This is a genomic window from Bacillus sp. FJAT-28004 (assembly GCF_001280845.1).
GTDB lineage: Bacteria > Bacillota > Bacilli > Paenibacillales > Paenibacillaceae > Pristimantibacillus.
The window spans coordinates 1299347-1325464 of record NZ_LGHP01000001.1; the positions used below are offsets into that span (position 1 = coordinate 1299347).

At 50.5% G+C, this 26118-nt stretch carries 20 protein-coding genes; all 20 read left to right on the top strand.

What is annotated here, in order from left to right; genetic code table 11:
* The first annotated feature begins 6 nt into the window (after window positions 1-6).
* Complete coding sequence (locus tag AC787_RS05330) at window positions 7-894, top strand: carbohydrate ABC transporter permease (RefSeq protein WP_054023827.1); 888 nt, start codon at window positions 7-9, stop codon at window positions 892-894.
* Between the two features lie 30 nt (window positions 895-924).
* Complete coding sequence (locus AC787_RS05335; RefSeq protein WP_235561051.1) at window positions 925-2889, top strand: glycoside hydrolase family 20 zincin-like fold domain-containing protein; 1965 nt, start codon at window positions 925-927, stop codon at window positions 2887-2889.
* Window positions 2890-2997: 108 nt separating this feature from the next.
* Complete coding sequence (locus AC787_RS05340) at window positions 2998-4746, top strand: sensor histidine kinase (RefSeq protein ID WP_054023829.1); 1749 nt, start codon at window positions 2998-3000, stop codon at window positions 4744-4746.
* A 1-nt stretch (window position 4747) separates the two neighbouring features.
* Window positions 4748-6361: a response regulator gene (locus AC787_RS05345; protein ID WP_054023830.1), complete on the top strand. Its 1614-nt coding sequence runs from the start codon at window positions 4748-4750 to the stop codon at window positions 6359-6361.
* 114 nt (window positions 6362-6475) lie between these two features.
* Window positions 6476-7453, top strand: coding sequence for a formylglycine-generating enzyme family protein (locus AC787_RS05350; RefSeq protein ID WP_054026913.1), 978 nt, complete (start codon window positions 6476-6478; stop codon window positions 7451-7453).
* Between the two features lie 213 nt (window positions 7454-7666).
* Window positions 7667-9295: a sulfatase-like hydrolase/transferase gene (locus AC787_RS05355; RefSeq protein ID WP_082360638.1), complete on the top strand. Its 1629-nt coding sequence runs from the start codon at window positions 7667-7669 to the stop codon at window positions 9293-9295.
* Between the two features lie 37 nt (window positions 9296-9332).
* Window positions 9333-11093, top strand: a complete 1761-nt coding sequence (locus AC787_RS05360; RefSeq protein ID WP_063847489.1) for a sulfatase — start codon at window positions 9333-9335, stop codon at window positions 11091-11093.
* A 337-nt stretch (window positions 11094-11430) separates the two neighbouring features.
* A complete protein-coding gene (locus AC787_RS05365; protein WP_054023831.1) occupies window positions 11431-12996 on the top strand; it encodes a sulfatase in 1566 nt (521 codons plus the stop codon).
* Window positions 12997-13093: 97 nt separating this feature from the next.
* A complete protein-coding gene (locus AC787_RS35310) occupies window positions 13094-13177 on the top strand; it encodes a hypothetical protein (RefSeq protein WP_414730967.1) in 84 nt (27 codons plus the stop codon).
* A gap of 29 nt (window positions 13178-13206) precedes the next feature.
* The gene (locus tag AC787_RS35315) at window positions 13207-13251 is read left to right on the top strand and encodes a hypothetical protein (RefSeq protein ID WP_414730968.1); all 45 of its coding nucleotides are present in this window, start codon (window positions 13207-13209) and stop codon (window positions 13249-13251) included.
* Window positions 13252-13507: 256 nt separating this feature from the next.
* Window positions 13508-14992, top strand: a complete 1485-nt coding sequence (locus tag AC787_RS05370) for an ABC transporter substrate-binding protein (RefSeq protein WP_235560908.1) — start codon at window positions 13508-13510, stop codon at window positions 14990-14992.
* 319 nt (window positions 14993-15311) lie between these two features.
* Window positions 15312-16241, top strand: coding sequence for an alpha/beta hydrolase (locus AC787_RS05375; protein WP_054023833.1), 930 nt, complete (start codon window positions 15312-15314; stop codon window positions 16239-16241).
* A 128-nt stretch (window positions 16242-16369) separates the two neighbouring features.
* Window positions 16370-17917 (top strand): ABC transporter substrate-binding protein, encoded by a 1548-nt coding sequence (locus AC787_RS05380; RefSeq protein ID WP_054023834.1) that lies wholly within the window; start codon window positions 16370-16372, stop codon window positions 17915-17917.
* A gap of 75 nt (window positions 17918-17992) precedes the next feature.
* A complete protein-coding gene (locus tag AC787_RS05385; protein ID WP_054023835.1) occupies window positions 17993-20503 on the top strand; it encodes a glycoside hydrolase family 3 N-terminal domain-containing protein in 2511 nt (836 codons plus the stop codon).
* A 136-nt stretch (window positions 20504-20639) separates the two neighbouring features.
* Entirely contained in the window at window positions 20640-22811 is a 2172-nt protein-coding gene (locus AC787_RS05390; RefSeq protein WP_054023836.1) for an MMPL family transporter, read from the top strand.
* A gap of 107 nt (window positions 22812-22918) precedes the next feature.
* A complete protein-coding gene (locus AC787_RS05395) occupies window positions 22919-23131 on the top strand; it encodes a hypothetical protein (protein ID WP_054023837.1) in 213 nt (70 codons plus the stop codon).
* Between the two features lie 155 nt (window positions 23132-23286).
* The gene (locus tag AC787_RS05400) at window positions 23287-24003 is read left to right on the top strand and encodes a hypothetical protein (RefSeq protein ID WP_054023838.1); all 717 of its coding nucleotides are present in this window, start codon (window positions 23287-23289) and stop codon (window positions 24001-24003) included.
* 31 nt (window positions 24004-24034) lie between these two features.
* On the top strand, window positions 24035-24343 hold the full coding sequence (locus AC787_RS35165; protein ID WP_054023839.1) for a hypothetical protein: 309 nt from the start codon (window positions 24035-24037) through the stop codon (window positions 24341-24343).
* 139 nt (window positions 24344-24482) lie between these two features.
* The gene (locus AC787_RS35170; RefSeq protein ID WP_054023840.1) at window positions 24483-24707 is read left to right on the top strand and encodes a glycoside hydrolase family 30 beta sandwich domain-containing protein; all 225 of its coding nucleotides are present in this window, start codon (window positions 24483-24485) and stop codon (window positions 24705-24707) included.
* 124 nt (window positions 24708-24831) lie between these two features.
* The gene (locus tag AC787_RS05415; RefSeq protein ID WP_054023841.1) at window positions 24832-25995 is read left to right on the top strand and encodes a GH39 family glycosyl hydrolase; all 1164 of its coding nucleotides are present in this window, start codon (window positions 24832-24834) and stop codon (window positions 25993-25995) included.
* Window positions 25996-26118 lie beyond the last annotated feature (123 nt).

Genomic DNA, 26118 nt, shown 5'->3' on the forward strand with positions numbered 1-26118 from the left:
ATATCGATGAAAACGGAAAACCGGGTGTGGCGATTGTTCGGACATATCCTTTATCTATTGTTTACTCTTGCATGTATTTTGCCTTTTGTTCTTCTGGTTGTCTCATCGTTCACGGATGAGAACGTGATTGTTCAGAATGGCTTTTCCTTCTTCCCATCGGAATTTAGCATGGCAGCATACGACTATTTGTGGAAAGGCGGATCGGAAATTTTCAGTGCTTACGGGATTACCGTTTTCGTCACAGTGTTCGGTACCGCTATCAGTTTGATTATTACGTCTTTACTGGCTTATCCGATCTCCCGGGGCGATTACCCGGTGCGAAATTACATGGCGTTCGCCGTCTTCTTCACCATGCTCTTCAATGGTGGCTTGGTTCCGAGTTATCTGATGTATACTCAGTTATTCGATATCAAAAACACGATCTGGGCGCTTATCGTCCCCGGGCTGTTGATGAACGGCTTTAACGTGATGCTGATGCGGACGTTTTTCCAAACCTCCATCCCGATGCCGGTCATCGAATCGGCGAAAATCGACGGCGCGGGAGAATGGAGAACATTCTCGTCGATCGTCCTTCCACTGTCTATGCCGATCATGGCGACGATAGGTCTTTTCCAAACGATCATTTACTGGAACGATTGGAACAACGGAATGATCTATTTGACGGACTCCAAGCTTTACGGAATTCAGAATTTGCTCAACCGCATTCTGTCGGATGCCCAATTTCTGTCTAGCGGAGATTTCGGCTCCTATGCCAGTGAACTTACCTCCGCTGCGCCGGTCGAGACGGTGAAGATGGCGATCGCCGTAATCGGAGTAATCCCGATTCTTATCGCGTACCCGTTCTTCCAGAAATTTTACGTCAAGGGAATTGTCGTCGGGTCAGTAAAAGGATAACATGTGAGGAGAGTGTCATGGTTGAAACCGATGAAACCGATTATCTATCCGCTTCCAAAGTCCCTCGTCTGGGGAAAGGACACCTGCCCGATCTCGAATGGAATTTCACTCGAAATCGATCCAGCGGAGAATCAACCTGTTCACGAGGAGGCATTCCCGGTCGCAGATCGCTTAAGCGCACTCCTTGGAATACAGGCCGAAAACTCCGTCGCCAAACTCGGACGTCCCATTCCGTTCCAATTCCGGCATTCTGGACAGGCTGGAGATCAAGCCTATGAGCTTATCGTCGAGACGGACGTTATCGAAATTCATTACGGCGGGTTAGCCGGACTATTCTACGCCATGGTGACCCTAGCTCAAATTGTGCGTCAATCCGGCTCCGAAATTCCGACCGTTCGGATCGAGGACGAACCGGATTTGAACATCCGGGGCATCATGATCGATATCGGCCGCAACAAAATTCCGACGATGGAAACGCTATATAGCATCGTCGACATGTTGACCGCATTGAAAATCAATCATCTTCAGCTTTATATGGAAGGGTATTGTTTCGAATACGAGACTTACCGATCCGCTTTCCCAGATGCGACTCCGATTACCGCAGCGGAGTTTCGGGCATTGGATCGTTACTGCAAAGAACGGTTCATCGATCTTGTTCCGAATCAGAACTCTTTGGGGCATATGGCGGATTGGCTGGCTTCCCCGCGTTTCGCCCATCTGGCCGAAACGCCCGAAGGCATCTCCATGATGCCAGGCATGCCTGGCATGGTGACGACGCTCGACGTGAGTGACCCCGGCTCCGCCGAACTAGTCAATACGTTATTCAGTGAGCTGCTCCCCAACTTCACTTCGGGACTGGTCAACATCAATTTCGACGAGCCTTTCGAGATGGGCAAAGGGAAGAACAAAGAATGGGCCGAGCGAGAAGGCACAGGGGCTTTGTTTCTCCACTTCTTGCAAATCGTTAACGGAATCGCCAAAAAGCACGGAAAGAAAACGATGCTGTGGGCTGACGTCATATTCGCTCATCCCGAGCTCCTATCCGATATGCCAAAGGATCTCATCTTGCTTGATTGGAATTACGAAGCGACGAGATCGTTCGAGAAGAACGGAGAAACTCTTCAGCAATCCGGTTTCCCTTTCTTATTTTGTCCCGGAACAAGCGCTTGGAATTCGATCACTGGTCGGACGGACAACATGAAGGGCAACGTGGCAGACGCAGCGATTAACGCCCGAAGATTCGGCGCGCAAGGCATTCTGTTGACGGACTGGGGAGACATGGGGCATTGGCAACATTTACCGTTCAGCTTCCCCGGATACGCTTATGCTGCCGCATGCGGATGGCAAGTTGAACGTAACGTGCATGCTGAATCGGAATGGATAGCCTATCTCGATAAATTCGTATTCGAGGATCGCAATGAACGGGCGGGCCGAATCGTATCGGAGCTAGGTAACTATTACCGGTTTGAGAATTCCAACCTGCAGAATTTAACCGCCGTATTTATGACGCTTTCTATGATGGGCGGACTGACGAGTAGTGAATCGAACAAGTCGCGAATCGAACTTATTTCGTCCGTGATCGAGTCTATCTTCGGAACGGACCAGACGAAATTCGAACTCAAAATGACTCTCGATCTTGATGGTCTATCCGCATTCGTTGAACAAACGAAAATCAGATTGAACGAAATCGAGTGGACGGGCGTAAACGGCGCGCTAATGCAAGAGGAGCTGCGCAATGCGATTCAGTTTCTGGAGCACTCGCTGGAATTGTACAGATATAACGATACGGAGAAGAGCTTGTCACTCTCCGAAAGAACGCATGTTCTCGAACGGCTAATTAAACAAAACGAAGAACTGTCGGAAAAATTACAATCGATCTGGCGACAAAGGAACAGAGAAGGCGGCCTTGCGCGAAGCATGGAACAATTGCTTCGGTTAAAAAGTCAATACGAAGAGCGAATCGCATCGCCGATTCCATCTGTTCCCATCGAGTAATCATTTTGGAATAAGTCCAGCTGGAAAAGCCTGCATAGGCTATCTGATGGACTTTTTGCTATTATGGTAAAATGCATGAACATTATAAAAAGGCGGTGGCGCAACGTGATGTCCTGGAACGGCCGAATGGCATTCCACACGATCCGGGTAAAGTTGGTCATTGGCGTTTTGATCTTGACATTGCCTATCGTAGGGATGTTGATTTACAGCAATTTTTACGCCATTCAAGTCGTCCGCACCCAAGTTGCCGATTCTTATAACAAGATGATGCAATTGTATATGAATCAAATCGACAACAATCTAGACGATATCGACAAATATATGAACAACGTCGTCGCACTCAACGCGGATTTCGCTACGATGGCCCAAACGCCTCTCAATGATCGGTATTTCACGGCCAAAATCCTGCTGTTCAATCAAATGTCCAAAGATATCTTCATGTACCAGTCCCTCAGCTCTTTGTTTGTATACGGCGCGAATCAGGACGATTTTCTTGAGGTGTACCGGGGGCTGAAAAGCTACGAAGAGCAGGACAGTCTCAGATCTCATATTAGGCAGATCGCACAAATGTCCGACAAGATGGAGCAATATCATTCATTTGGGTGGGAAGTCGTGCGGATCGGTGAAACGTATTATTTGATTCATGTCATTAAATTTAACGATCTGTACATGGCTTCCGCAATCGATGCGAACAAATTGATGATTCCGCTAAACCTTATCCAATTCGGAGAGCAAGGAGGAGCGTTGTTCGCCTCCGAAAGTAAGCCGATTACGAATGCCGAGTTGATTCAACATAATGGCATCGAGCTGCGGAACGATATGGAGGAATATTATCTTTCGGGGCACGGCAACGCTTACCTGATCGTAGGGAAGACGTCAAGAAACGGCAACTTCAGTCTGATCGCCGTTACGCCCGACGATAAAATACTGGAGAACCTGCCCGCCATACAACGGATTGTCTCGTTGTCTCCTTTTCTTTCGCTCGCTTTGATTCCGATCGGGCTGTTTCTACTTAGAAGAACGATCCTGATTCCGCTCAATAGGCTGATTGCCGCCATGAAGAAGATTCGCGAAGGCAATATGGACACGCGGATCGACGATCTCCCGGCCGCATCCGATTTCCGGATCGTAAACGAGACGTTTAATCAGATGATCGATCAAATCCAGAAGCTCAAAATCGACGTGTACGAGGAGCAGTTGAGCAAACAAAAGGAGGAGTTGCATCGGTTGCAGCTTCAAATGAACCCACATTTTTTCCTGAACTCGCTTACGATCCTGTACAATATGGCCAAAACGAACAAGGTCGACCTGATGATGGAGATGACGATGTGCTTGATTCAACATTTCCGATTCATCTACCGGAGCTCGATGACCTTCGTGTTGTTAAAAGACGAGCTAGAGCACACTCGAAACTATTTGCGCATTCAGGAGCTAAGGTTTCCGGGAAGCTTGACGTCCGACGTCCGGGTTCCCGACTTTTTGTTGGATACACCCGTTCCTCCCTTGATCTTGCAAACGTTCGTCGAGAATGTCGTCAAGCATGCCGTTACATTGGACAGCCCCGTTCGGCTCGTGATCGAAATCGATGTAAAAGCCGACCAGTCGGACTCTTCTCTGAGCATAAGCATCAGGGATACGGGGAAAGGTTTTCCGCCCGGTATCCTGGAGGAATTGAACAAAGGGAATTCCGTTTCGAACGACAAAGGGGAGCACATCGGAATCTGGAATATCCAGCGAAGGCTACGATTGCTGTACGGGAAAGTCGCGACAATTCGCTTCGCAAACGAGAATCCCTCCGGCGCTGCTATCGATATTGTATTGCCTCTTCAACTAGAAGGAGGCAAAGGAGGACTATAAAATGTACCGATTATTGATCGTTGACGATGACATCCATGTTGTCGAAGGGATTACGTTTGATCTCGATTTGGAAAAACTCGGGATTTCCGAATTATATACCGCTTTTAACGTCCGCCAAGCCAAGGAAGTGTTCCAGCGGCATCCCGTGGACATTTTGCTGTGCGATATCGAAATGCCGCAAGGAAGCGGATTGGAATTGCTGGCCTGGGTAAACGAGCATTATCCGCAGACCGAAACCGTGTTCGTGACGAGCCATGCGGACTTTCGATACGCTAAGGAAGCCATCGAGCTAGGTAGCCTGGATTATTTGCTCAAACCGGTGCTCGTTTCGGATCTAGAGAGAGCGATCGGCAAAGCGACGGGGAAAATCCACCAGACGAGCGAGGCCAACCATTATCATCGTTTGTGGATCCGGCATCACCCGCTTATTATCGAAAGCTTCTGGCTTGATCTCCTGCATCGTACGATACCGTCTAATCCGGTGGCCGTTAAAGAAAAGATGGCAGAACGCAATCTCCCTTATACGGACCGGACGACTTTCCTCCCCGTTATCGTCAGCGTTCAGAGGTGGCACAAAGAGCTAAGCCCGCGCGATGTAAAAATCATGGAATACGCCTTGCGAAAGTGCGCGGAGGAAATCATCGTGGGCTCGGATTCGAAAGCCGCTATCGTTCCGCTGGACAGAGGCAGATTGCTGCTCGTGTTCGCCTTGGGGGAAGGGGACATAGCCGTTCCGGAAGAACTGGAACGGCATTGCGAGACGTATATCGACTGCTGCCGCCGCTATTTTTATTGCGATCTGTGCTGCTATATCGGCAAGGTGGTTCAAGCGCACGAGATACCCGAAATGTATGAGAACTTGGCCGCATTGGAATACAACAACGTCGCTTTCGACAACAAGGTGTTCCTTTGGCAAGGAATAGCGCGCACGGACGGACAAGTAAGACTTCCCGACATGAACCTTTGGTCGACCATGCTCAAGAGCGGGGCAAAAGAACGCATCTTAAACGAAGCGGCGGATTATTTGGACCGCTTGACGAAGACGGGCGGCATGGACTTGCAAGCATTGCGGCAATTTCAAATGAATTTCCTCCAGATGGCTTATTTTGTACTGAGCTTAAGAGGCATTCAAGCCCACCAGCTGTTCAGCGACCGGAAATCGACGGATCTATCAATCCTAGCGACCCGATCCGTTACCGACATGATGGCTTTAGTGCATCATACGGTCGACAAGGCGATTGCCCAGACGGAAGCCGCCGCGAAGACGAACGGGGTCGTGGAGGACGTCAAGAAGTATATCGCTCTGAATTTGGGTCTGGATGAAATGTCCCGGGACGTTATCGCGGCGCAGGTTTTTTTGAATCCCGACTATTTGTCGCGCATATTCAAGAAGGAAACCGGTTTTTCCATTTCGGATTACGTGCTTCAGGAACGCATTAGAGTCGCCAAGGAGCTTCTGAGCAAAACGGACATGCCCGTAAGCGGGGTCGCAATCACGGTCGGGTACTCCAACTTCTCTCATTTCACGAAAATATTCAAGAAGTACACAGAAAGCAATCCGATGGAGTACCGTCACTTGATGCAGGCGATGGGCGCGAGTGCTCCGGAGAGTTAACCATCGCTATAAATCTCGTGTCCTTAGTCGGTTCGGCGCCAGGCGGAGTAGGAGTCAATGCGGCGGCTTTCGTCGGGTATCGGAATATTGTTATTGAAATATGGAGGTGATGAGATGAAACAATCTTGCTGTTCAGCAAGCCGTAGTGGGACGGGACAAGCTTCGACGATTCCCGCTTATGGCGATGCCGTTGCAACATCCGATGCTCGCTCTACGGATGAAGCCGTCTCGAAGATGATCTTGTTGCCTGGCGGATCGTTCTTAATGGGCAACGAAGACTCCGATGCGAATCCGTATGACGGAGAAGGCCCCGTGAGAAACGTACAGGTCGATGCTTTCTATATCGACCCGGATGCCGTGACAAATGCCGAGTTTCAGGCGTTTGTCCTAGCAACCGGTTATGTGACGGAGGCTGTGAAATTCGGCTGGTCATATGTGTTTCACTTGTTCCTGTCGGAGCAAACGGCTGCCAAAGCTACGCAGGCACCTGCGCGAACGCCTTGGTGGCGTGCTGTAGAAGGAGCGGATTGGGCGCATCCGGAGGGGCCGGATTCGGGGATCGCGGATCGGATGGATCATCCGGTCGTTCACGTTTCGTGGAACGATGCAGTCGCGTACTGCAAGTGGGCCGGGAAGCGGCTTCCTACTGAAGCCGAATGGGAATTTGCCGCACGCGGCGGCCTCGTGCAAAAAAAGTACGCCTGGGGCGATGAATTAAAGCCGGACGGAGAGCACCGCTGCAACATCTGGCAAGGAAAATTTCCTTTTAAAAACCATGCCAGTGACGGATACTCGGGAACTGCGCCGGTGAATGCCTACAAACCGAACGGATTCGGACTTTACCAAATGTCCGGCAACGTGTGGGAATGGTGCGCCGATTGGTTCAGCCGCGACGATCATGTACACGGGAAGAGAGATAACCCGATCGGGCCGTCAAAGGGGCAAGAGCGCGTCATGCGCGGAGGCTCCTACTTATGCCACAGATCCTATTGCAATCGTTATCGGGTGGCGGCGCGAAGCAAAAATACGCCCGACAGTTCAACCGGCAATATGGGATTTCGCTGCGTGAAATCCGCCTCAGGTAATCGATAATTTGCCTTTACGTCCAACATTGACGTGGAAGGCGAGTCTATCCTGGTAAGAAACGACCTATCAACGCCTTAAGAAGTCGTTAAAACACAAGCGAAGTAGTCTATAAAATGTTAGTTTGGCCTTGCTGATTTCGATATGATGAATTCAGGTAAGAATATTGAAGGTGCTTTCAATAAAAGGAAGTATACGCAAGATGGGGAGGAAGCATCGCGAATGACGAATACAGGTCAACAGCCAAATATCTTATGGATTAGCTTGGAAGATACGAGTCCTAGAATGGGGTGTTACGGAGATTCTCTTGCACGAACACCCCATATCGACATGCTGGCCAGTGAAGGCACTCTTTTTCGCAACGCATTCGCAACGGCGGGAGTTTGCGCTCCTAGCCGTTCCTCGGTGATCACGGGGATGTATCCAACGGCGATTGGCGCGCACCATATGCGCACCTCGCATATGAACTATGAGACGCCGGAGCTACCGACGCCATACGATGTCGTTCCTCCTGCACAAGTCAAACTAATTCCCGAAATGCTGCGCGCGAACGGCTACTATTGCACGAACAACTGGAAGACGGACTATCAATTTCAGACACCACTAACGGCATGGGACGAGAACGGCACAGAAGCGCATTGGCGCAATCGCAAGCCAGATCAGCCTTTCTTTGCCGTGTTCAATTATGACTTTACGCATGAAAGCCGGATGTGGCCGACAGAGTTGAGCAATTTTTCCATGAGCGCACAGGAAGAAATACCGCATAAGACCGATCCAGATCAGGTTGTTCTTCCTCCTTATTTACCGGACACCCTGGAAACGCGTAAAGCGCTTGCAAGGCAGTATGACAATCTGGCCGACGCAGACGCCTTCGTCGGCCGAATTCTTAAGCAGCTAGAGGAAGACGGCTTGGCCGGTGATACGATCGTCATGTTGTGGAGTGACCACGGAGAAGGACTGCCGCGCGCCAAGCGGTGGACATACGATGCGGGCATTCACGTACCGCTGATCGTCAGATGGCCCGGCAAGGCGGAACCTGACCGCATAAGCGATCAACTGGTCAGCTTGATCGATTTGGGGCCGACAGTGCTCGCGATGGCCGGAATTCCCGTTCCCCGGCATTTGCAGGGACAGCCGTTCATGGGGGAACGTACTGAGCCGAGGGACTATATTTTTGCGACGCGCGATCGATATGACGAGGCATACGACAAGGTTCGGGCCGTCCGGGACAACCGGTTCAAGTACATTCGCAATGACTATCCGGATCAGCCATACCTTCAATGGATTCCGTTCAGCCATATGCACCCTGCCTTCCGAGAGCTAAGAAGGCTGCAACTTGCAAGCGAACTGGAGGAGGATCAGCATGTTTTGCTGCAAAACCGGCGTCCCCCGGAAGAATTGTACGACTGTGCGAATGATCCACACGAGTTGAGTAATTTGGCGGAGGAACCCGCATTCCGGGAACAACTGCTTCGTCTGCGCAGAGAGCTTGACTTGTGGTGCGGTCGATTTGATGTTTGGGGAGATGTGCCGGAGGATCGAATGGTGGAAGCCATGTGGCCGAACCGCGTTCAACCGCAAACCGCGAAGCCGTTGTTTATCCCGATCAACAATGAACTTCCGGGAACGACGGCGAGTCATGAAGGCACGTTCAGCGAACCGACGGTGATCATGCTGCATTCGTCGACTCAAGGCGCTTCCATTGCGTACACGCTCGACGAAGCGGACAATCCTCGCTGGGAGCTATATACCGGTCCGATTCCCGTTCCCATGGGACTTATGCGGATACGGGCGATCGCGGTACGTATCGGATATAAGGACAGCGAAGTGGCGGAGGCTGCGTTTGCTTGAAATGAGAAGTTTATCGAGAATGAGGAGGATTCCCACTATGCGAGCAGTCATGCTCATGTTCGATTCTTTGAATAAACATATGCTTCCTAATTACGGAGGCGATTGGATCCATGCTCCACAGTTTGAACGTCTCGCGGAGCGGACGATTACGTTCAACAAGTGCTATGCCGGCAGCTTGCCCTGCATGCCGGCGCGGCGTGAGCTACATACGGGGCGCTATAACTTCTTGCACCGCAGCTGGGGGCCGCTGGAGCCCTTCGACGATTCAATGATCGATTTGCTTCGCAAAAGTGGCGTGTATACGCACTTGACGACTGATCATTATCATTACTTCGAGGACGGCGGAGCCACTTACCATACGCGGTACAATTCGTGGGAGTTAGCCCGTGGTCAAGAAGGGGACCCATGGAAAGGCAACGTCGAAGACCCGTCTATTCCGGAAAGTTTGACCGCTCTCAAGGTTGGAAGCCACTGGAGACAGGATTGGATCAACCGGCAATATTTGGACACGGAAGACAAAATGCCGCTGGCTGTAACGGTCAGTCGTGGAATCGAATTCATCGAGAAGAACCGCGATCAAGACCGCTGGTTTTTGCAGATCGAAGCGTTCGATCCGCACGAGCCCTTTTTCACGCAGCAAAAGTATAAAGACTTGTATCCTCATGAGTATAAAGGTAAGCATTACGACTGGCCGGATTATGCAAAAGTCAAGCAGCAGCCGGAGGAAGTCCAGCATATGAAATACGAATACGCGGCGATCGTAAGCATGTGCGATACGTATTTGGGCAAAGTGCTTGACGTTTTTGATAGATACGACCTATGGGAAGATACGATGCTGATCGTGAACACGGATCACGGATTTTTACTTGGGGAACACAACTGGTGGGGGAAGAACGTTCAGCCGTTCTATAACGAGATCGTTAATCTCCCGCTGTTTGTTTGGGATCCGAGATCCGGCGCCGGAAAAAGAAGTACGGACGCTTTGGTGCAAACGATCGATCTTCCGCCGACGCTGCTCGAATTTTTTGGCGTCCACATACCCAGAGACATGCAGGGCAGATCCTTGCGTCCCGTCATCGAATCGGATACGCCTATTCGGGAAGCCGCATTATTCGGCATCCACGGCGGCCATATCAACTGCACTGACGGAAGATACGTCTATATGCGGGGACCAAAAGACATGTCGAATGGCCCGCTGTTCGAGTATACACTTATACCGACGCACATGAACACCATGTTCGAGCCGAAGGAATTCGCCAAGATGGAGCTGGCCGATCCCTTCGAGTTCACAAAAGGCTGCTCTGTGATGAAGCTTCCCTGCTCCACCATTTTGAATCCGTATATATACGGGGATATGCTGTTCGATCTTGAAACCGATCCGTCGCAGGAAACCGCGATTGACGACGCCCAGGCTGAGGCGATCATGATCGGGCATATCGCCCGGCTAATGCGGGAGCATGACACGCCGCCCGAGCAGTATGAACGTATCGGCATTCCGCGGGACGGCAAGATGACCATCGAGGAGCTTGCAAGGGAGAAAGCCGAGAAGAGAGCCCAAGGGCAAATTGACCTGGGAATGAACGAACGCTGGCTCGGATCATCGCAACAAATGATGTTCCTCATGTGCTGCATGATATCGGAACCGGTTCGCTCGTTCCTGAAGGATAATGTCGCCCAACTGGTGCAAAGCAAACCGTTGCCGGAAGTGACAGAAGAGGACCTTGAGCAAACGGCAATGGAGTTGCTGGGAAATCATGGGCCACTGCTCATCGGGTTTTTGAAAAAGTCTTTCTTATAAAGGATGCGGTTCAGATCCACGTCAGGTGTCGCAAATCGTGATGACAGAAAAGCCGCTTAGCTGATATTATCCCCATGTGGTTGACAGTGAAGAAAAGTCCATTGGTACAATGGACTTGAAAACTGTTATACCGGAGGGGATTTTTTCATGGCAAAGTAGGGGCAAGTTTTTATCGAATATACAGAGCAATTAAAAGGTGAAGCCATCCGCCTTTAGGAAGACACCCCCCGCTTTACCTAAGAGCTACCTAAAGTCGTCAAAACGTTAAACTTAAAGTCGTCTAACTGTTAGTGTCGTCGTTATGTAAACGATAAGATAAGAATTAAGGAGGTATTTTATGAAAATTCTCTTTTTAGATTTGGATTCGTTGAACCCGGACCACTTGGGATGTTACGGCTATCACCGCAATACTTCGCCCGAAATTGACAGAATTGCGGCGGAAGGCGTGCGCTTTACCAACTATTACACTTCTGACGCCCCATGCGCGCCATCGCGAACAGCGCTGATGACCGGGAAATTCGGTATCGTCAACGGCTTGGTCGGGCATGGCGGCACTGCAGGAGATTTGAAGCTCGAAGGAGCGGATCGCCAGCTGATGGGGGAGCTCTCTCGGGCAGGCTCTTTGCCTGCGTATCTTCAAATGTTTGGCGGATTGAAAACAGCCTTGATCAGCCCGTTTGCTTATCGTCACTCCACGTTCTCGTTTTATGCAGGATTTAATGAGGTTTACGATACGGGCGGCTTCGGAATGGAATCAGCAGATCAGGTCACGCCCGTTGCACTCGATTGGATTAACCGCAATGCCGCTTCGGAGGACGATTGGTTTCTCTACATCAATTTTTGGGATCCACATACCCCGTACAGGGCGCCTGAAAGCTTCGGCAACCCTTTCGAGAATGAACCAATCGCGGAATGGCTGACCGAAGAAGTGCTGGAGAGGCACAGACTGAAAGTAGGGCCGCATAGCGTAAATGAGCTTGCCATGGATCCTCGAACTAAATCATACACGAATCAGTCCAATCCCTTATTTCCTCGCGATCCTGGCGAAATAAAGGATATGGCGGACTTGAGGAAAATGATGGACGGTTTCGACACGGGCATTCGATATATGGACGAACATATTGGCATACTGTTCGATCGATTGGAACAATTAGACGTCATGGAAGAGTTGATCATTATTATCTCGGCAGACCACGGCGAGAACATGGGCCACCTCGGGATATATGGAGAGCATTCGACCGCTAATCACGGTACTTGTCACTTGCCAATGATCATTCGCTGGCCGGGGATGAAGCGTGGATGGGTGGATGAAGGGCTTCACTATCACCTGGATTTGGCTCCTACGATTGCAGAAATGTTGAATATGCCAGCAATGCCCCAATGGAGCGGCACAAGTTATGCGAAAGCGCTGAAAGAGGGCGCAGACTGCGGGCGCGATTATCTCGTTGTGTCCCAGTGCGCGCATGTGGCGCAGCGGGGTGTCCGTTTCGGGGACTGGATGTACATCCGTTCTTACCATGACGGTTATCATTTGTTCGATAAAGAAATGCTTTATAACTTACGAGAAGATCCTTACGAGCAGCATAACGTAGCTGAGCAAAACATAGACGTCTGCAGGGAAGCCGTCTACTATCTCACGGAATGGCATGACGAAATGATGCTGCAAAGCAATGACGATGTCGATCCATTGTGGACAGTCATCAAGGAAGGCGGGCCCGCGCATGCCAAAGGTTATCTGAAATCGTATGTTCACCGGCTGGAGGAGACCGGACGGGGTCAACATGTTGCAGAGCTTAAACGGAAGCATCCGCGCGAATTCCCGGAAGAATACGCAGCTACTCGCCAATCGATCGAGCAGACGATCATGATGCGGATGTTTACAAGGATTGTCCAAAAATCCTGATCGATCCTTCTGCTTGGAAAAATAAGACTAAGTCGTTGGGCTATTTTAATGTTCGCCCAGCATAGGCGATTTCGATCCGGAGTCCGTCAAGAACGAGGTGACGACAGTTACTAACGTCCTCAATCAGTATCCGAATGGGCTGGAAACCGGCAAGACCGACCCGGAGAAAAAACTTGCCTAATTATTATTTCCAAACTTAAAGACGCCGGCATAGACAAAGTAGTTGCCGAGAAGCAGAAACAATTGGACCCATAGGTTAAAGACAAGAAAAAATATAAACATATGGCAGACATGATTCCCGATCCGTTATTGCTGAGGATCGGCTATCATTTTTATTGCTCCGACTTTTAAGACGTCATAAAGTCGGCAAAGAGCTATCCAGAAAGTCGTGAAAGTGTTAGTGAACAAAAAAAGAAAGCGTTATCATTATGAAGTGTAGTCAAATCATTTTATGGGGGCATTTGGTATGAGAAAAAAGCCAGTGATGTACCGCTTCTTGCTCGCGTGTTCCATGTCAGTCGTACTTTTTCTTGCAGCGTGTTCTTCGTCCTCGGACAACAATGAAACCGCTTCCGAAAAATCATCCCCATCTTCTTCAAGCGCGGAGAAAGTGATGAAACCAGTTGAGCTGAAGGTCGCTTTCCCGATTTTCGGAGCCGAACCGAAAGACTTGGGACTCGTGCAAGAGGAAATCAACAAATTGACGAAAGCCAAGATCAACGCAACCGTCGAACTGATGCCGATCAGCTTCGGCAATTGGACCCAGCAAATGAATTTGATACTGAGCGGCAACGAGAAGCTCGATCTGACTGTTTCGATCGGTTCTTTGGGTGCCGCGAATAAAGGGCAGCTTCTGGCATTGGACGATCTTCTTGTTACCTATGGAAAAGGCATCGGGGAAGCGCTCGGGGAATCGTATCTCCAGGCAGGAAAATTGAACAGTAACATATACGGCGTAACGAGTGTTAGAGATTTGGCCGCCAACCATGGCGTTCTCATGCGCAAAGATTTGGTGGATAAGTATAATATCAACGCGAGCAAGATCAAATCGTTGGACGATCTTGAGCCAGTCCTTCAATTGATCAAAGAGAAAGAGCCGGGCGTCGTTCCGCTCGCTCCAGGAGTCGCCGGAACGACATTTGTCGATGGACTGCCGCTAGGCGACCCGCTTGGCGATAGGATCGCTATCCTTCCCGGATACGATAATGGCCTGAAGGTCGTCAATCAATACGAGATGCCGGAGTACGCCAATATGTTGAAACGGCTGCACAAGTGGTATGAAGCCGGATATCTGCTGAAAGACGCCGCTACCTCCCAAACGCAAGCGAACGAACTGTTTAAGAGCGGCAAGCTGTTTGCGGATATTGTGGCTGGAAAGCCGGGGTTCTTGAGTCAACAAAAGAGAATGTCTGGCATCGATTACGTGATGGTGGAATTGGCTCCTCCGGTGGCAACGACGACCGATGTCACCAAGATCATGTGGACTATTCCGAAAAACGCTAGCGATCCCGAACGGTCCATGATGTTCTTGAACATGATGTTTTCGGACCCGCAACTCGTGAATTTGCTCGATTACGGAATCGAAGGCAAACACTACGTAAAAAGGGTAGGCTCGGAGAACATGATCGAATTTCCGCCGGGTCTAGATGCTTCCAATCATCCGTACAACATGGGATTGAACTGGATGATGGGCAATCAATTCCTGTCCTACGTGTTCAAGGGCGATGATCCGGATATTTGGAATCAAATGGGCGCATTTAATAATAACGCGATAAAATCAAAGGCGCTCGGTTTTATCTTTGATCCGGCGTCGGTGAAGAACGAGATGACGGCCGTTATGAATGTCCTCAACCAGTACCGGATGGGGCTGGAAACAGGCACGATCGACCCAGAGAAAAACTTGCCTGCCTTTATCGCCAAATTGAAAGATGCAGGCGTCGACAAGATTGTCGCCGAAAAGCAGAAGCAACTAGACGCATGGGCAACTAGTAAGTAACGAAAAAACATAGAATCAAACGAAGCTCCCGACTCGCCGGCAATGGCAGTTCGGGAGCTTTCCGTAAGCTTTATGAACATCCCATTAATCCCGGGCCTTCGGACGGAATGGGTAATCGGATAGAAGTTACCTTGCCGTCTTTGCTGGCGTTATGATTTTCCCCGACGTTGCTTCGGCGCGAAAGTCGTAAAAACATAATCGAAATGGTCGCCTAAACGTTAGAAGGACTGTTAGGTAGCTGTTATTATTAAACTTGATAATCATACATCTGGAATATCCACCAACCGAATCGACGGAGCGAAAAGGAGAGGGAACGTTCATGCCCATGCACCCCGAAGTAGAGAAAATTCGGGAATTGACTAAAGATTTTCAGTTATCCGATTTGAGCGTTGAACAATTAAGGACGATCTCGAATGTGCCGATATCGCCGGAGCTGCAACCGGCTGTCGGAAGCGTAGAAGATCGGCATATCCCCGGATCAGAAGGAGACATCCAGATTCGGATTTATACGCCGCTGAGCGCGGGGAGACGCCCATACCCACTGCTTGTTTACTTTCATGGCGGCGGATGGGTATCGGGCAACATCAATACCTGCGATACGCAATGCAGATTGATTGCCAATCAAAGCGAACATCTGCTCATTTCGGTCGATTATCGGCTTGCCCCGGAGAATCCATACCCGGCGGGTCTTGAAGATTGTTACGCGGTCATTCGGTGGGCTTCGGAGCATAGCGACGTGTTAAACGTAGATCGCTCGCGCATTTCGGTTGGCGGGGAGAGTGCCGGAGGGAACTTGGCGGCCGCCGTCGCGCTGATGTGCAGAGACCTCAACGGCCCCCGTTTGTCGAAGCAGCTTTTGATCGTTCCAGCTGTCGACTACTACGAGCTGGGGATGGAATCACCATATCCTTCCATCGATCTTCATGGCACGGACAATATGCTTACGAAACGAGATTTGGATTACTACCTCAAGTTGTATTTTACGGGGAAGCCGGATCTGAACGATCCATATGCATTTCCGATTCGTTCAGACAATTTAGCGGGTTTGCCTCCTGCTCTTATCTTGACGGCGGAATACGACTTGCTCAGCGATGAAGGGGAAGCTTACGGCAAGAAGTTAAGAAGTTTCGGAATCCCCGTTCAGATCGAACGCGCGGAAGGCGTGCTGCATGCGTTTCTATTCATGACGGAAATCGATTCCGTGAAGGAAATGTATCGGCAGATTGGACGGTTTCTTCTCGAAGAGTAGGTAGGGGCCGTATGACATAAAGTCGGCATAACACTATGCAGAAAGTCGTCTAACTGCTAGAGCCCCTTACTCGCAAACGATAACATGATAATCAGTTACACAAACTTCTAGATGGGGGTAATCTTCAAATGAGAAAAAATACTTCGATTTCCCGTCTCATGCTCGCGAGCGTAATGGCGTTCGTGCTTCTGCTTGCCGCATGTTCTTCGGGCAACAACGACAACAATTCGTCTCCTGATGCAAGTCCTGCAAGCTCCGGCGCGAATGCAGGCGGCGACAACGGCTTGAAGCCGGTCGAACTGACGGTTGCTTTCCCGATTTTCGGCGCCGAACCGAAAGACTTGGGACTCGTTCAAGACGAAATCAACAAAATCGTAAAGGCTAAAATCAATGCCACTGTCAAACTAATGCCGATCAGCTTCGGAAACTGGAATCAGCAAATGAACCTGATGCTGAGCGGCAACGAAAAGCTCGATCTTACGGTTACAGTTGGCGGTTATTCGGGAGCCGTAGCCAAAGGGCAGCTCCTTCCGATCGATGAACTGCTCGCATCCCGCGGAAGCGGCATTGCGGAAGCTCTCGGCAATTCGTATCTTCAAGCCGGGATAATCAACGGAAAAACCTACGGAGTAACGAGCGTAAGGGATTTAGCAGCCAATCAAGGCATTCTCTTCCGTAAAGATTTGGTGGATAAATACAACATCGACGTAAGCAAAATCAAATCGTTGGACGATCTCGAGCCGGTTCTACAATTGATCAAGGATAAAGAGCCGGGCGTCACACCGATTGCCCCGGGCGGGTTGGGATCGACTTTCATTGACATCCTGCGGCTCGGAGATCTCCTAGGAGACGGAATAGGGATTCTTCCCGCAAACGACAACGGCCTTAAGGTCGTCAATCAATACGAGATGCCAGAATACGCCGCATTGCTGAAACGGTTCCGGAAATGGTACGAAGCCGGCTACGTGCTGAAGGATGCCGCGACGAACCAAACGCAAACGAGCGATCTTATGAAGGCAGGCAAGCTTTTCTCGAACACGGCGGGGATGAAGCCAGGGTTCGCGGCTCAAGAAGCTAGAACGTCCGGCCGGGAGTACGTGACGGTTGAGTTGGCTTCCCCGGTCGCAACGACCTTAGAGGTCACCAAAACCATGTGGGTCGTCCCGAAAAACGCGAATGACCCTGAACGCTCCGTAATGTTCCTTAACTTGATGTTCTCGGATCCTCAGATCGTGAATTTGCTCGACTACGGGATCGAAGGCAAACACTACGTTAAAGTGGCCGGATCGGATAATACGATCGAATTCCCGGCGGGACTCGACGTAACGAATCATCCGTACAGATTGAACTTGAACTGGCTGATGGGAAATCAATTCCTTTCCTACGTGTTTAAGGGAGAAGATCCGGAAATTTGGGGGAAAATGGACGCCTTTAACAAGGGGGCGATTAAATCCAAAGCGCTTGGCTTCACCTTCAACGTGGAACCGGTAAAGAACGAAATGACGGCAGTTTCAAACGTCATCAATCAATACAAGCGAGTGTTGGAGACGGGTACAATCGATCCGGAGAAGAACTTGCCTATCTTTATCGACAAGTTAAGAGATGCGGGTATCGACAAAATTATCGTCGAGAAGCAGAAGCAGCTTGATGCTTGGGCCAAGACACAACAACCGTAATTCGTAAGGGCAATCAAACTTCCGAGCCGCTCCCGAAGTGGTTCGGAGTTTTTAAAAAACGGAGGTATTTCAATTATGATAGGAAAATATCACGCGAACGTTGCGTCGCAAGTCATGCTAAAAATAAAGATTGGTGAACTGAACGGTAAGGTTACGCTTTACCTTGCCATGGATCCCTATCCCATATCGGTAGATTTCGACAAGGTTACCGTGGAAGGTGGCTGCATCTGCGCGACCGGCAAGTCGGGAGTGTTAGGCGACTTGGTAATTTCGATGAATCTGGATTTTTCTGGCGAAACGTTCACGGGCACCCTGGATCTGCCGACACTTGCCCAGCTGGCGTTCGAGTTCCATCCTGGCGAAGGGCAGTCCCTTGCGGAAGGGCTGTTGGAACAAGTTAAGAACTATCGCGTAAGCGGCGTCATGGAGAGATCTGACGAGGATATAGCGGAGGAAGTGGAGAAGCTCCTCGCCAAGATGTCCGTCTACGATAAAGTAGGTCAAATGAGTCAATGCATGGCGTCGAGTTTCTCGTTCGGCGGAGACGTCGAATCTGAAGCTCCGGAGAAGCTCGTTGCCGAAGGCAAAGCCGGATCTATCCTGGGGGCTTTCGATATTAGCCGCGTATTCGAGTTGCAGAAAATCGCCGTGGAACAATCACCGCACCGCATTCCGCTGTTGTTTAACGCGGACGTCATTCATGGCCATCAGACGATTTTTCCCGTGCCGCTCGCTTGGTCGTGCAGCTGGGACATGGTAGCGATCGAGCAAGCTTGCGCCATCGCTGCGAAAGAAGCGAGCGCCTCCGGAATTACGTACAATCACGGACCGATGGTCGACATTACGCGCGATCCCAGGTGGGGTCGGGTCGTGGAAGGAGCGGGAGAGGATCCCTACTTGGGATCGCTCGTTGCCGAAGCGCAAGTCAAAGGGTTTCAGGGCGATGGATTGTTTAGTCAGGAGACCATTATCGCCTGCTTGAAACACTTCATCGCTTACGGTGCGGCCGAGGCGGGGCGCGACTACAACACCGTCGATATTTCCGAAGGAACGTTGCGCAATGTCTATTTGCCGCCGTTCCGCGCGGGGATCGAAGCGGGAGCCGGTTCGGTCATGAATTCGTTTAATATTTATCAAGGGATTCCGGTAGCCGCCAACAAGGCTGTCATGAATGATCTGCTTCGGAAGGAGCTTGGGTTCGACGGCATCCTGATTTCCGACTATGGCGCGATCGAGGAAATCGTCGTTCACGGTAAAGCTAAAGATTCGAAAGAAGCGGCCAAGAAAGCGCTCGACGCGACGATGGACATCGAAATGGTGACCCGGGCGTACGATCAGCTGCCGCAATTGGTCGAAGAAGGGCTCGTTCTGGAAGAGCAGTTGGACGCGGCGGTAAGACGCATTCTGACGTACAAGTACAAATGCGGGTTAATGGACGATCCGTTCCGTTACGTGCGGCCGGAGAAAGAAGCAGAATATCATTTCCACGAGACTCATTTGCAGGCGAGCCGCGAATTGGCCAGCAAGTCCATCGTGCTGCTTAAGAACGACGGAGTGCTGCCGCTTGCGAAGGAGGACGGAACGATCGCCGTCATCGGACCGTTCGGCAGCAGCAAGGACCTGCTTGGCCCATGGCAATTTTCCCGTTACGGCGACGAGACGGTTACCCTTCGTCAAGGGCTCGAAGCGAAAGGAATCGCGGCCGATCGCCTGCTGTTCGCGGAAGGCTGCGGCGTAGAAAGAGAAATCGAGGGCGGTTTGGAGCAAGCGGTAGCGATCGCTGAGAACGCGGACATCATCATTCTTGCGCTCGGCGAGAGCAGCGACATGTCGGGCGAAGCCGCTTCCCGGTTGGACCTTGTCATGCCGGAAGTGCAGCTTCGATTGGCGGAGAAAATCGCCGGCCTTGGCAAGCCAGTCGTACTCGTGCTTACGAACGGTCGGCCGCTCGTGCTCGAGTGGTTCGAGAGACATGTGGACGCCATCGTCGAAACGTGGTTCCTCGGATCGCAAGCCGGACATGCCATCGCAGATATGCTTTTCGGAGACACGAACCCGTCCGGTCGGCTTTCGATGAGCTTCCCGGCCAAGGCGGGGCAAGTGCCGATCTATTACAATAGCTTTAACACCGGACGGCCGGTGACGGAAAGCAACAGCAATCAAAAGTTCATTTCCAAATATATCGACGGTCCGAACGAACCGCTATATCCGTTCGGTTACGGACTTAGCTATTCGACGTTTACTTACTCTGACATTCGACTCGATCGCAATCGGATGACTTCGGCGGATACGATCGCCGCGACGGTCACGGTGACCAACACGGGGAAAATGGCTGGGGAAGAAACGGTTCAGTTGTATATTCAGGATCTATACGGCACCGTCGTCCGCCCGGTGAAAGAGCTGAAAGGATTCCGGAAAATCAAGCTGCAGCCGGGGGAAAGCGAAGACGTAACGTTCTCCGTCACGGAAGAGGAATTGAAATACTACACCCCGAACGGGAAATTCCAAGCGGAAGCGGGAGACTTCCGGTTGTTCGTAGGCCCTAATTCGAGAGAGTTGCAAGCAGCGGATTTCGAGCTGGTCTAAGGGGAGTACGAATCGAGAATGATCACATTCAATAAGATGCAGCTTCAGCCGAGTGAGGAAAAGACCGTACGCTTTGACCTCGACAAGCGCTCCGCATCGAACGAACATAACTATCAGAAGGGTTGAGGGTCAGCAGATGTCTATTTTACTCTATCGATTAGGAGGCTGGGCCGTTCGCAAAAAGTACCTCTTGCTGATTGTCGGGATAGCGGTGCTTGCCTTGATGTTAGTGTTGGGGAAAGGATTAGGCTCGTCGTTCAACGGGGACTTATCGATTCCCGGAACGAAATCCGAAAAAACGCTAGCAGTCTTGAATCAATCGTTCCCGCAAGCCAACGCCACCAGCAACGCAACGATGCAGATCGTCTTCAAGGCACTGCAAGAGGAGACATTGGATTCGCAGTCCAACCAACAAAAACTGATGGGCCTGTTGGATAAGTTTAAACGCGATCCGGAAGTTCTGGAGATTAGGGATCCTTTCCAATACGGTTCCCTAAACGCAAGCAAGAAGATCGGATATGCGACCCTTATTTACAAGAACAAACCGGGGGAGGTTCCCGAATCTTCGCTGGACCTATTGGCTCGAACGGTCGAAGAGTCGCGCGGTGCTGGTATTCAAATCGAGTATAGCGACAATGCCGGACCGCAAGAGGTGGAAGTCGGAGGCATCGCCGAAGCCGTCGGTATCGGGATCGCATACGTAATTCTGACGCTGACCTTCGCTTCATTTCTAGCTGCTGGCCTGCCGATACTGACGGCGCTTCTCGGGCTTGGCATCGGCATCATGATCATCATGATCAGTTCGAATTTTATATCCATGTCTTCTGTGTCGTTGTCCCTTGCCGTAATGCTCGGCCTCGCCGTCGGCATTGATTATGCATTGTTTTTAATCTCACGGTACAGACAAAATCTATCGGAAGGAAAAAGCATCGAGCAATCGGCGGCTCTTGCCAACGGCACGGCTGGCAGCGCCGTCGTGTTCGCGGGAATGACGGTTATTATCGCGCTTCTCGGGCTGGCCGTGGCGAATATCCCGTTCCTGACCGCAATGGGGGTCGCAGCTGCCGTCACCGTCTTTATCGCCATTTTGGTTGCCGTCATTTTCGTTCCCGCCATATTGGGAATCGCCGGCGAAAGGCTCCGTCCGCGCGCGAAAGCCGCGAAGACTACGAAGCCCAAATCCGATCCAGCTTCGAATGCATGGGGAAGATTTGTTAGTAAATATCCGCTTCCCGTCGGAATCGTTGCCATCCTGTTATTGTTGTTCATTAGCTACCCGGCGCTGCATCTGAAAACCGGCATTCCCGACAACGGAATGAAATCCGAAGAGCATACGGAACGCCGCGCATACGATTTACTTGCAGAAGCGTTTGGACCAGGCTTTAATGGTCCGCTTGTCATTATAGCCAGGTCGGAGAGCGAGACCGATCCGCAGGGGAAAATCCGTCAAGCAACGAACGAGCTGCGTTCCTTGCCCGATATTGCGATAATGAGCGAGCCGATTCCGGACGCGTCGGGACGGTTGGCTATGTTAAACGTGATTCCCGTTACGGGTCCTCTGGATGCAAAAACGAAGGAATTGGTCACGAATATCCGGGATAAAGCGACCGACATTCTCGAGGCATCCCATGTGGAGATCATGGTGACGGGAACTGCGGCGATGAACATCGACATTTCGGACAAGCTCAATCAAGTGCTGCCGCGATTTGCGATATTGATCGTAAGCCTTGCGATCATTTTGCTCGGCATGGTGTTCCGCTCCATCCTTATTCCGATCAAAGCGGTGTTAGGCTATTTGCTAACGTTGTCTGCCACCCTCGGGTTTATCGTCTTTGTCGTTCAGGACGGCCATTTCTCCAAATTTTTCGGCATTCCTCAGCCGGGGCCGGTTCTTAGTTTCCTGCCGATCCTGGTAGCGGGCATCCTGTTCGGTTTGGCCATGGATTACGAGGTGTTCCTTGTCAGCCGGATGAGAGAAGAATATTCGCATAGCGGGAATCCGAAGCGCGCGGTGCTCGGGGGATTGAAAACCAGCGGAACGGTCGTGTCCGCGGCAGGACTCATCATGATCGCCGTATTCGCCAGTTTCGTGTTCGCCGAGGACACGATGATTAAATCGATGGGCCTATCATTGGCATTCGGCATTCTTGTCGATGCGTTCATCGTCAGGATGACCATCGTTCCGGCCGCCATGATGTTAATGAACAAAGCCGCATGGTTCTATCCGAAATGGCTGGATCGAATCACGCCCAACATTGACGTGGAGGGCGAGTCTATCCAGTCTAAAAACGATCACTCGACACCTTAAGAAGTCGTTAAAACACAAAAGAAGAAGTCGGATAAGCGATAGTTTGGCTTCTCGGATTTCGATAAGATGGGTATAGGTTAGAAAATATGGAATGTGGAGGTTAGAAAATGTTATTTACGGAGAATTCGAAGGTGGGCGATTTGCTCGCCAACGAGGCCGCAACGGTTGTATTGGAAAAACACTTGCCAGGAATTTCTAAGAATGCAATGATCGGCATGGCGAAGGGCTTTACACTCAAGCAATTGTCCGGATTTCCGCAAGCTGGAATGTCTCCGGCAAAACTCGCTGAAGTCGTAGCCGATCTTGAAGGGGTCCAATAGTTTTCGTTTTTGTCGACGAGAACATGATGTATTCCAGAGGAATTAAATCAATTCAATTCAATTCAATTCAATTCAATTCGAAAGGGTGTCTCCTAGCGGTGACTCCCTTTCTTTTGTCAGAACCCCCAGAAAGCATCGGGAAAGGAATGACTTTGATGCGTTCTTGCGTTCTTTGGATCCGAGCCGGATTCTTGCTCCTATGCTTATGTTTGCTGTCATCCTGCGCATCAGGCACTGCACATATCACTGTGCATCGGAATGGAACGGCCGATCTGAATATGGATTTGTCGATTAACAGGGAAATGATTGCCTTAATCGGCATGCCCGATTTGATGAAACGGATAACGGAGCAATTTCGAGAGAAAAACATGGAAGTGAAGCCTTACGAGCAGGGTGGGCGAGTCGGATTCGCGGTTTCCCGAACGATCAACCTTCGCGACCTGGATCATATCTCCTTACCAGAGGGGGTTACGATAGAGCGCGAGGAAAAGAAGAAGTTTTTTTATACAAAAGTGAAAATCTTCGTAACCGTCGATATGGAACAACTAATGACGAATAAGGAATTCGGGGCTGGGTCACCAGAGAATCCAGTTATGAATCCATTTGTGAAAAGTCTCATACAAAAGCAGATCCACTTTGAATTTCTTCTTACGGCGCCGCTCAAGCCGGGCAAAAACAATGCGGAAGAAATTAGAGACCGTGGGCGAACCTTAGTATGGAGTATGAAATTATTCAAATCTAACGAATTTAAATTAAATTTCACGATCCCTAACATCAAAACGATTTCTTATTCGGCGGGAGCTTTGATCGCGCTTTCTCTCTTGCTGTGGATTGGGATCAGAATCAGCAGAAAGCGGCGACGAACTGCCTGACGGACTGATATTCAATCAAGAAGGTATTACAATGACACAACAAACCATTCGTTGGATATCAAGCACAGAGACGTCCCGATGGAGAGGCAAAGCAATTCCGGCCCCTGAAGCTCCGAAAACTTCGGATGCCGAAGCGGCAAGCCTGACGATTACCTTGGACACCTTCCAAACCGTGGAGGGCTTTGGCGGATGTTTCAATGAGCAGGGATTCACGGCTTTGGGCCATCTGAGGGAAGAACAGCGGGCAGAATTGCTCCATTCCTTGTTTCATCCCGAAGGAGATCACAGATTCACCATTTGCCGACTGCCGATCGGCGCAAGTGATTACGCCCTTGATTGAGCGTCAACGCTTACGTGTATTGGAACATGGCTCTCGAGCCGAAGGGTTGCAGCACTTGGGGGTGGGAGCAGAATTCGATGATTACGGTTGATCCCACAACGCGGCAGGTCATCTTCTCTTCAATCCGGAGTACTATGTGATGAAGCATTTCGCCCATTTCGTCCCCAAGGGCTCCAAGCGGGTTGGAACGAAAGGGCATTGGACGGGGAATTCCGTCGCCTTCGAAACTCCGGACGGCACGTTTGTTGTCGTGATGTCCAATCCCTTCAAGGATTCGCGAGTCGTACGTTTGTCAAATGGAGCCGTCACTCGAGCGTTCGAACTTGAGCCCGAATCGTTCAACACCATCGTGTTTAAAAAATGATGATAAAATCGGTTGTTCGACTTCGTGACATTAGAAAGTCGAGAACAGAATAGTGGGCGGTTGCGAACGGTTATATCCTGTATGTAGAAATTGAAATCGATACTTTTTAGTGGAGGCTACTGCAATGGCAATTAACCTTACGTTGGACATGACAAACGAAGGTACTTCTTTTCCGCATTACTGGGAAACTTGTGTTGGGAGCTGCCATGCGTATATGGGGCTTCGCGAAGACTGGAGACGTCAATTAAAGAAAGCTCATATGGATATGGGTTTTCGGTACGTTCGGTTCCATGGTCTATTGGACGACCGCATGAGCGTATTTGTCAGAAACCCGTGGAATGGAAATTTGGCTTATTCTTTCTATACAATCGACTCCATATTCGATTTTTTGCTGGAAAACGGGATGAAGCCTTTCGTTGAGTTGGGCTTCATGCCGGAAGAGTTAGCTTCCGGGCAGAACACGATTTTCCATTATAAAGCCAACACCACGCCGCCATCCGACTATGAAGCATGGGAAGAGCTGATTCGCAGGCTCGTGCAGCATCTGGTCGAAAGGTATGGGCTGGAAGAGGTGCGCACCTGGTATTTCGAAGTGTGGAACGAGCCCAATCTGATTCCCTTCTTCTGGACCGGAACAATGGAGGACTATTTTAAGCTTTACCAACATTCCGTTAAAGCGATTAAAGAAATCGACGCGCAAATTCCGGTAGGCGGTCCCGCGACTTCCAAAAATTCATGGATTCCCGAATTTCTTGCCTTCTGCAAGGAGACCGGGATCGACTTCGTATCGACGCACCAGTATCCGACGGACGAGCCGCTGTGGCGGGAAGAACTCAAGATCGAGGATTTCTACACGAACGGTCTCAGCGGGTTTGAGCAAACAATGAAAACCTATCCCTTCAAACGCGGGGTTATGAAGGATATGGCGATGAAGTCGCGTGAAGAAGCGGGGGGTCTGCCGTTGTATTACACGGAATGGAATTCCGCCTACGAGAACGATTTCGATGAACCTCGCGTAGCCGTGTTGACTGCCAAAACGATCTTCGATCTTGACGGTATCGCGGACATTTATGCTTATTGGACCTTCTCCGACTTGTTCGAGGAGTCGCAGCAATCCTCGATGCCTTTCCATCACGGGATGGGGCTTCAGACGATACACGGCATTCCGAAGCCGACCTATCGGATGTTCGAAATGCTAAATCGGATGGGAACGACCCGCCTCCCGGTCGAATGCGATGCTGAGTCGACGGTCGAGATGGCGGCGACGATGAGCGGCGATCGTTTATAATCATCAAGTTCCTCATCGGCCCATTAGCGATGAAGAAGTATACATTCGACTGCGCGGAGTGACTTCCCGGAAAACCGCGCAGATCGAGAGGGTCGATGGAGACAGCGCGAATCCGAGAAAGAA

Bases quoted from the DNA above. Each gene is read 5' to 3' on its own strand.
- AC787_RS05330 (WP_054023827.1), top strand. From the start codon at position 7: ATGAAAACGGAAAACCGGGTGTGGCGATTGTTCGGACATATCCTTTAT.
- AC787_RS05335 (WP_235561051.1), top strand. From the start codon at position 925: ATGAAACCGATTATCTATCCGCTTCCAAAGTCCCTCGTCTGGGGAAAG.
- AC787_RS05340 (WP_054023829.1), top strand. From the start codon at position 2,998: ATGTCCTGGAACGGCCGAATGGCATTCCACACGATCCGGGTAAAGTTG.
- AC787_RS05345 (WP_054023830.1), top strand. From the start codon at position 4,748: ATGTACCGATTATTGATCGTTGACGATGACATCCATGTTGTCGAAGGG.
- AC787_RS05350 (WP_054026913.1), top strand. From the start codon at position 6,476: ATGAAACAATCTTGCTGTTCAGCAAGCCGTAGTGGGACGGGACAAGCT.
- AC787_RS05355 (WP_082360638.1), top strand. From the start codon at position 7,667: ATGACGAATACAGGTCAACAGCCAAATATCTTATGGATTAGCTTGGAA.
- AC787_RS05360 (WP_063847489.1), top strand. From the start codon at position 9,333: ATGCGAGCAGTCATGCTCATGTTCGATTCTTTGAATAAACATATGCTT.
- AC787_RS05365 (WP_054023831.1), top strand. From the start codon at position 11,431: ATGAAAATTCTCTTTTTAGATTTGGATTCGTTGAACCCGGACCACTTG.
- AC787_RS05370 (WP_235560908.1), top strand. From the start codon at position 13,508: ATGTCAGTCGTACTTTTTCTTGCAGCGTGTTCTTCGTCCTCGGACAAC.
- AC787_RS05375 (WP_054023833.1), top strand. From the start codon at position 15,312: ATGCCCATGCACCCCGAAGTAGAGAAAATTCGGGAATTGACTAAAGAT.
- AC787_RS05380 (WP_054023834.1), top strand. From the start codon at position 16,370: ATGAGAAAAAATACTTCGATTTCCCGTCTCATGCTCGCGAGCGTAATG.
- AC787_RS05385 (WP_054023835.1), top strand. From the start codon at position 17,993: ATGATAGGAAAATATCACGCGAACGTTGCGTCGCAAGTCATGCTAAAA.
- AC787_RS05390 (WP_054023836.1), top strand. From the start codon at position 20,640: ATGTCTATTTTACTCTATCGATTAGGAGGCTGGGCCGTTCGCAAAAAG.
- AC787_RS05395 (WP_054023837.1), top strand. From the start codon at position 22,919: ATGTTATTTACGGAGAATTCGAAGGTGGGCGATTTGCTCGCCAACGAG.
- AC787_RS05400 (WP_054023838.1), top strand. From the start codon at position 23,287: ATGCGTTCTTGCGTTCTTTGGATCCGAGCCGGATTCTTGCTCCTATGC.
- AC787_RS35165 (WP_054023839.1), top strand. From the start codon at position 24,035: ATGACACAACAAACCATTCGTTGGATATCAAGCACAGAGACGTCCCGA.
- AC787_RS35170 (WP_054023840.1), top strand. From the start codon at position 24,483: ATGAAGCATTTCGCCCATTTCGTCCCCAAGGGCTCCAAGCGGGTTGGA.
- AC787_RS05415 (WP_054023841.1), top strand. From the start codon at position 24,832: ATGGCAATTAACCTTACGTTGGACATGACAAACGAAGGTACTTCTTTT.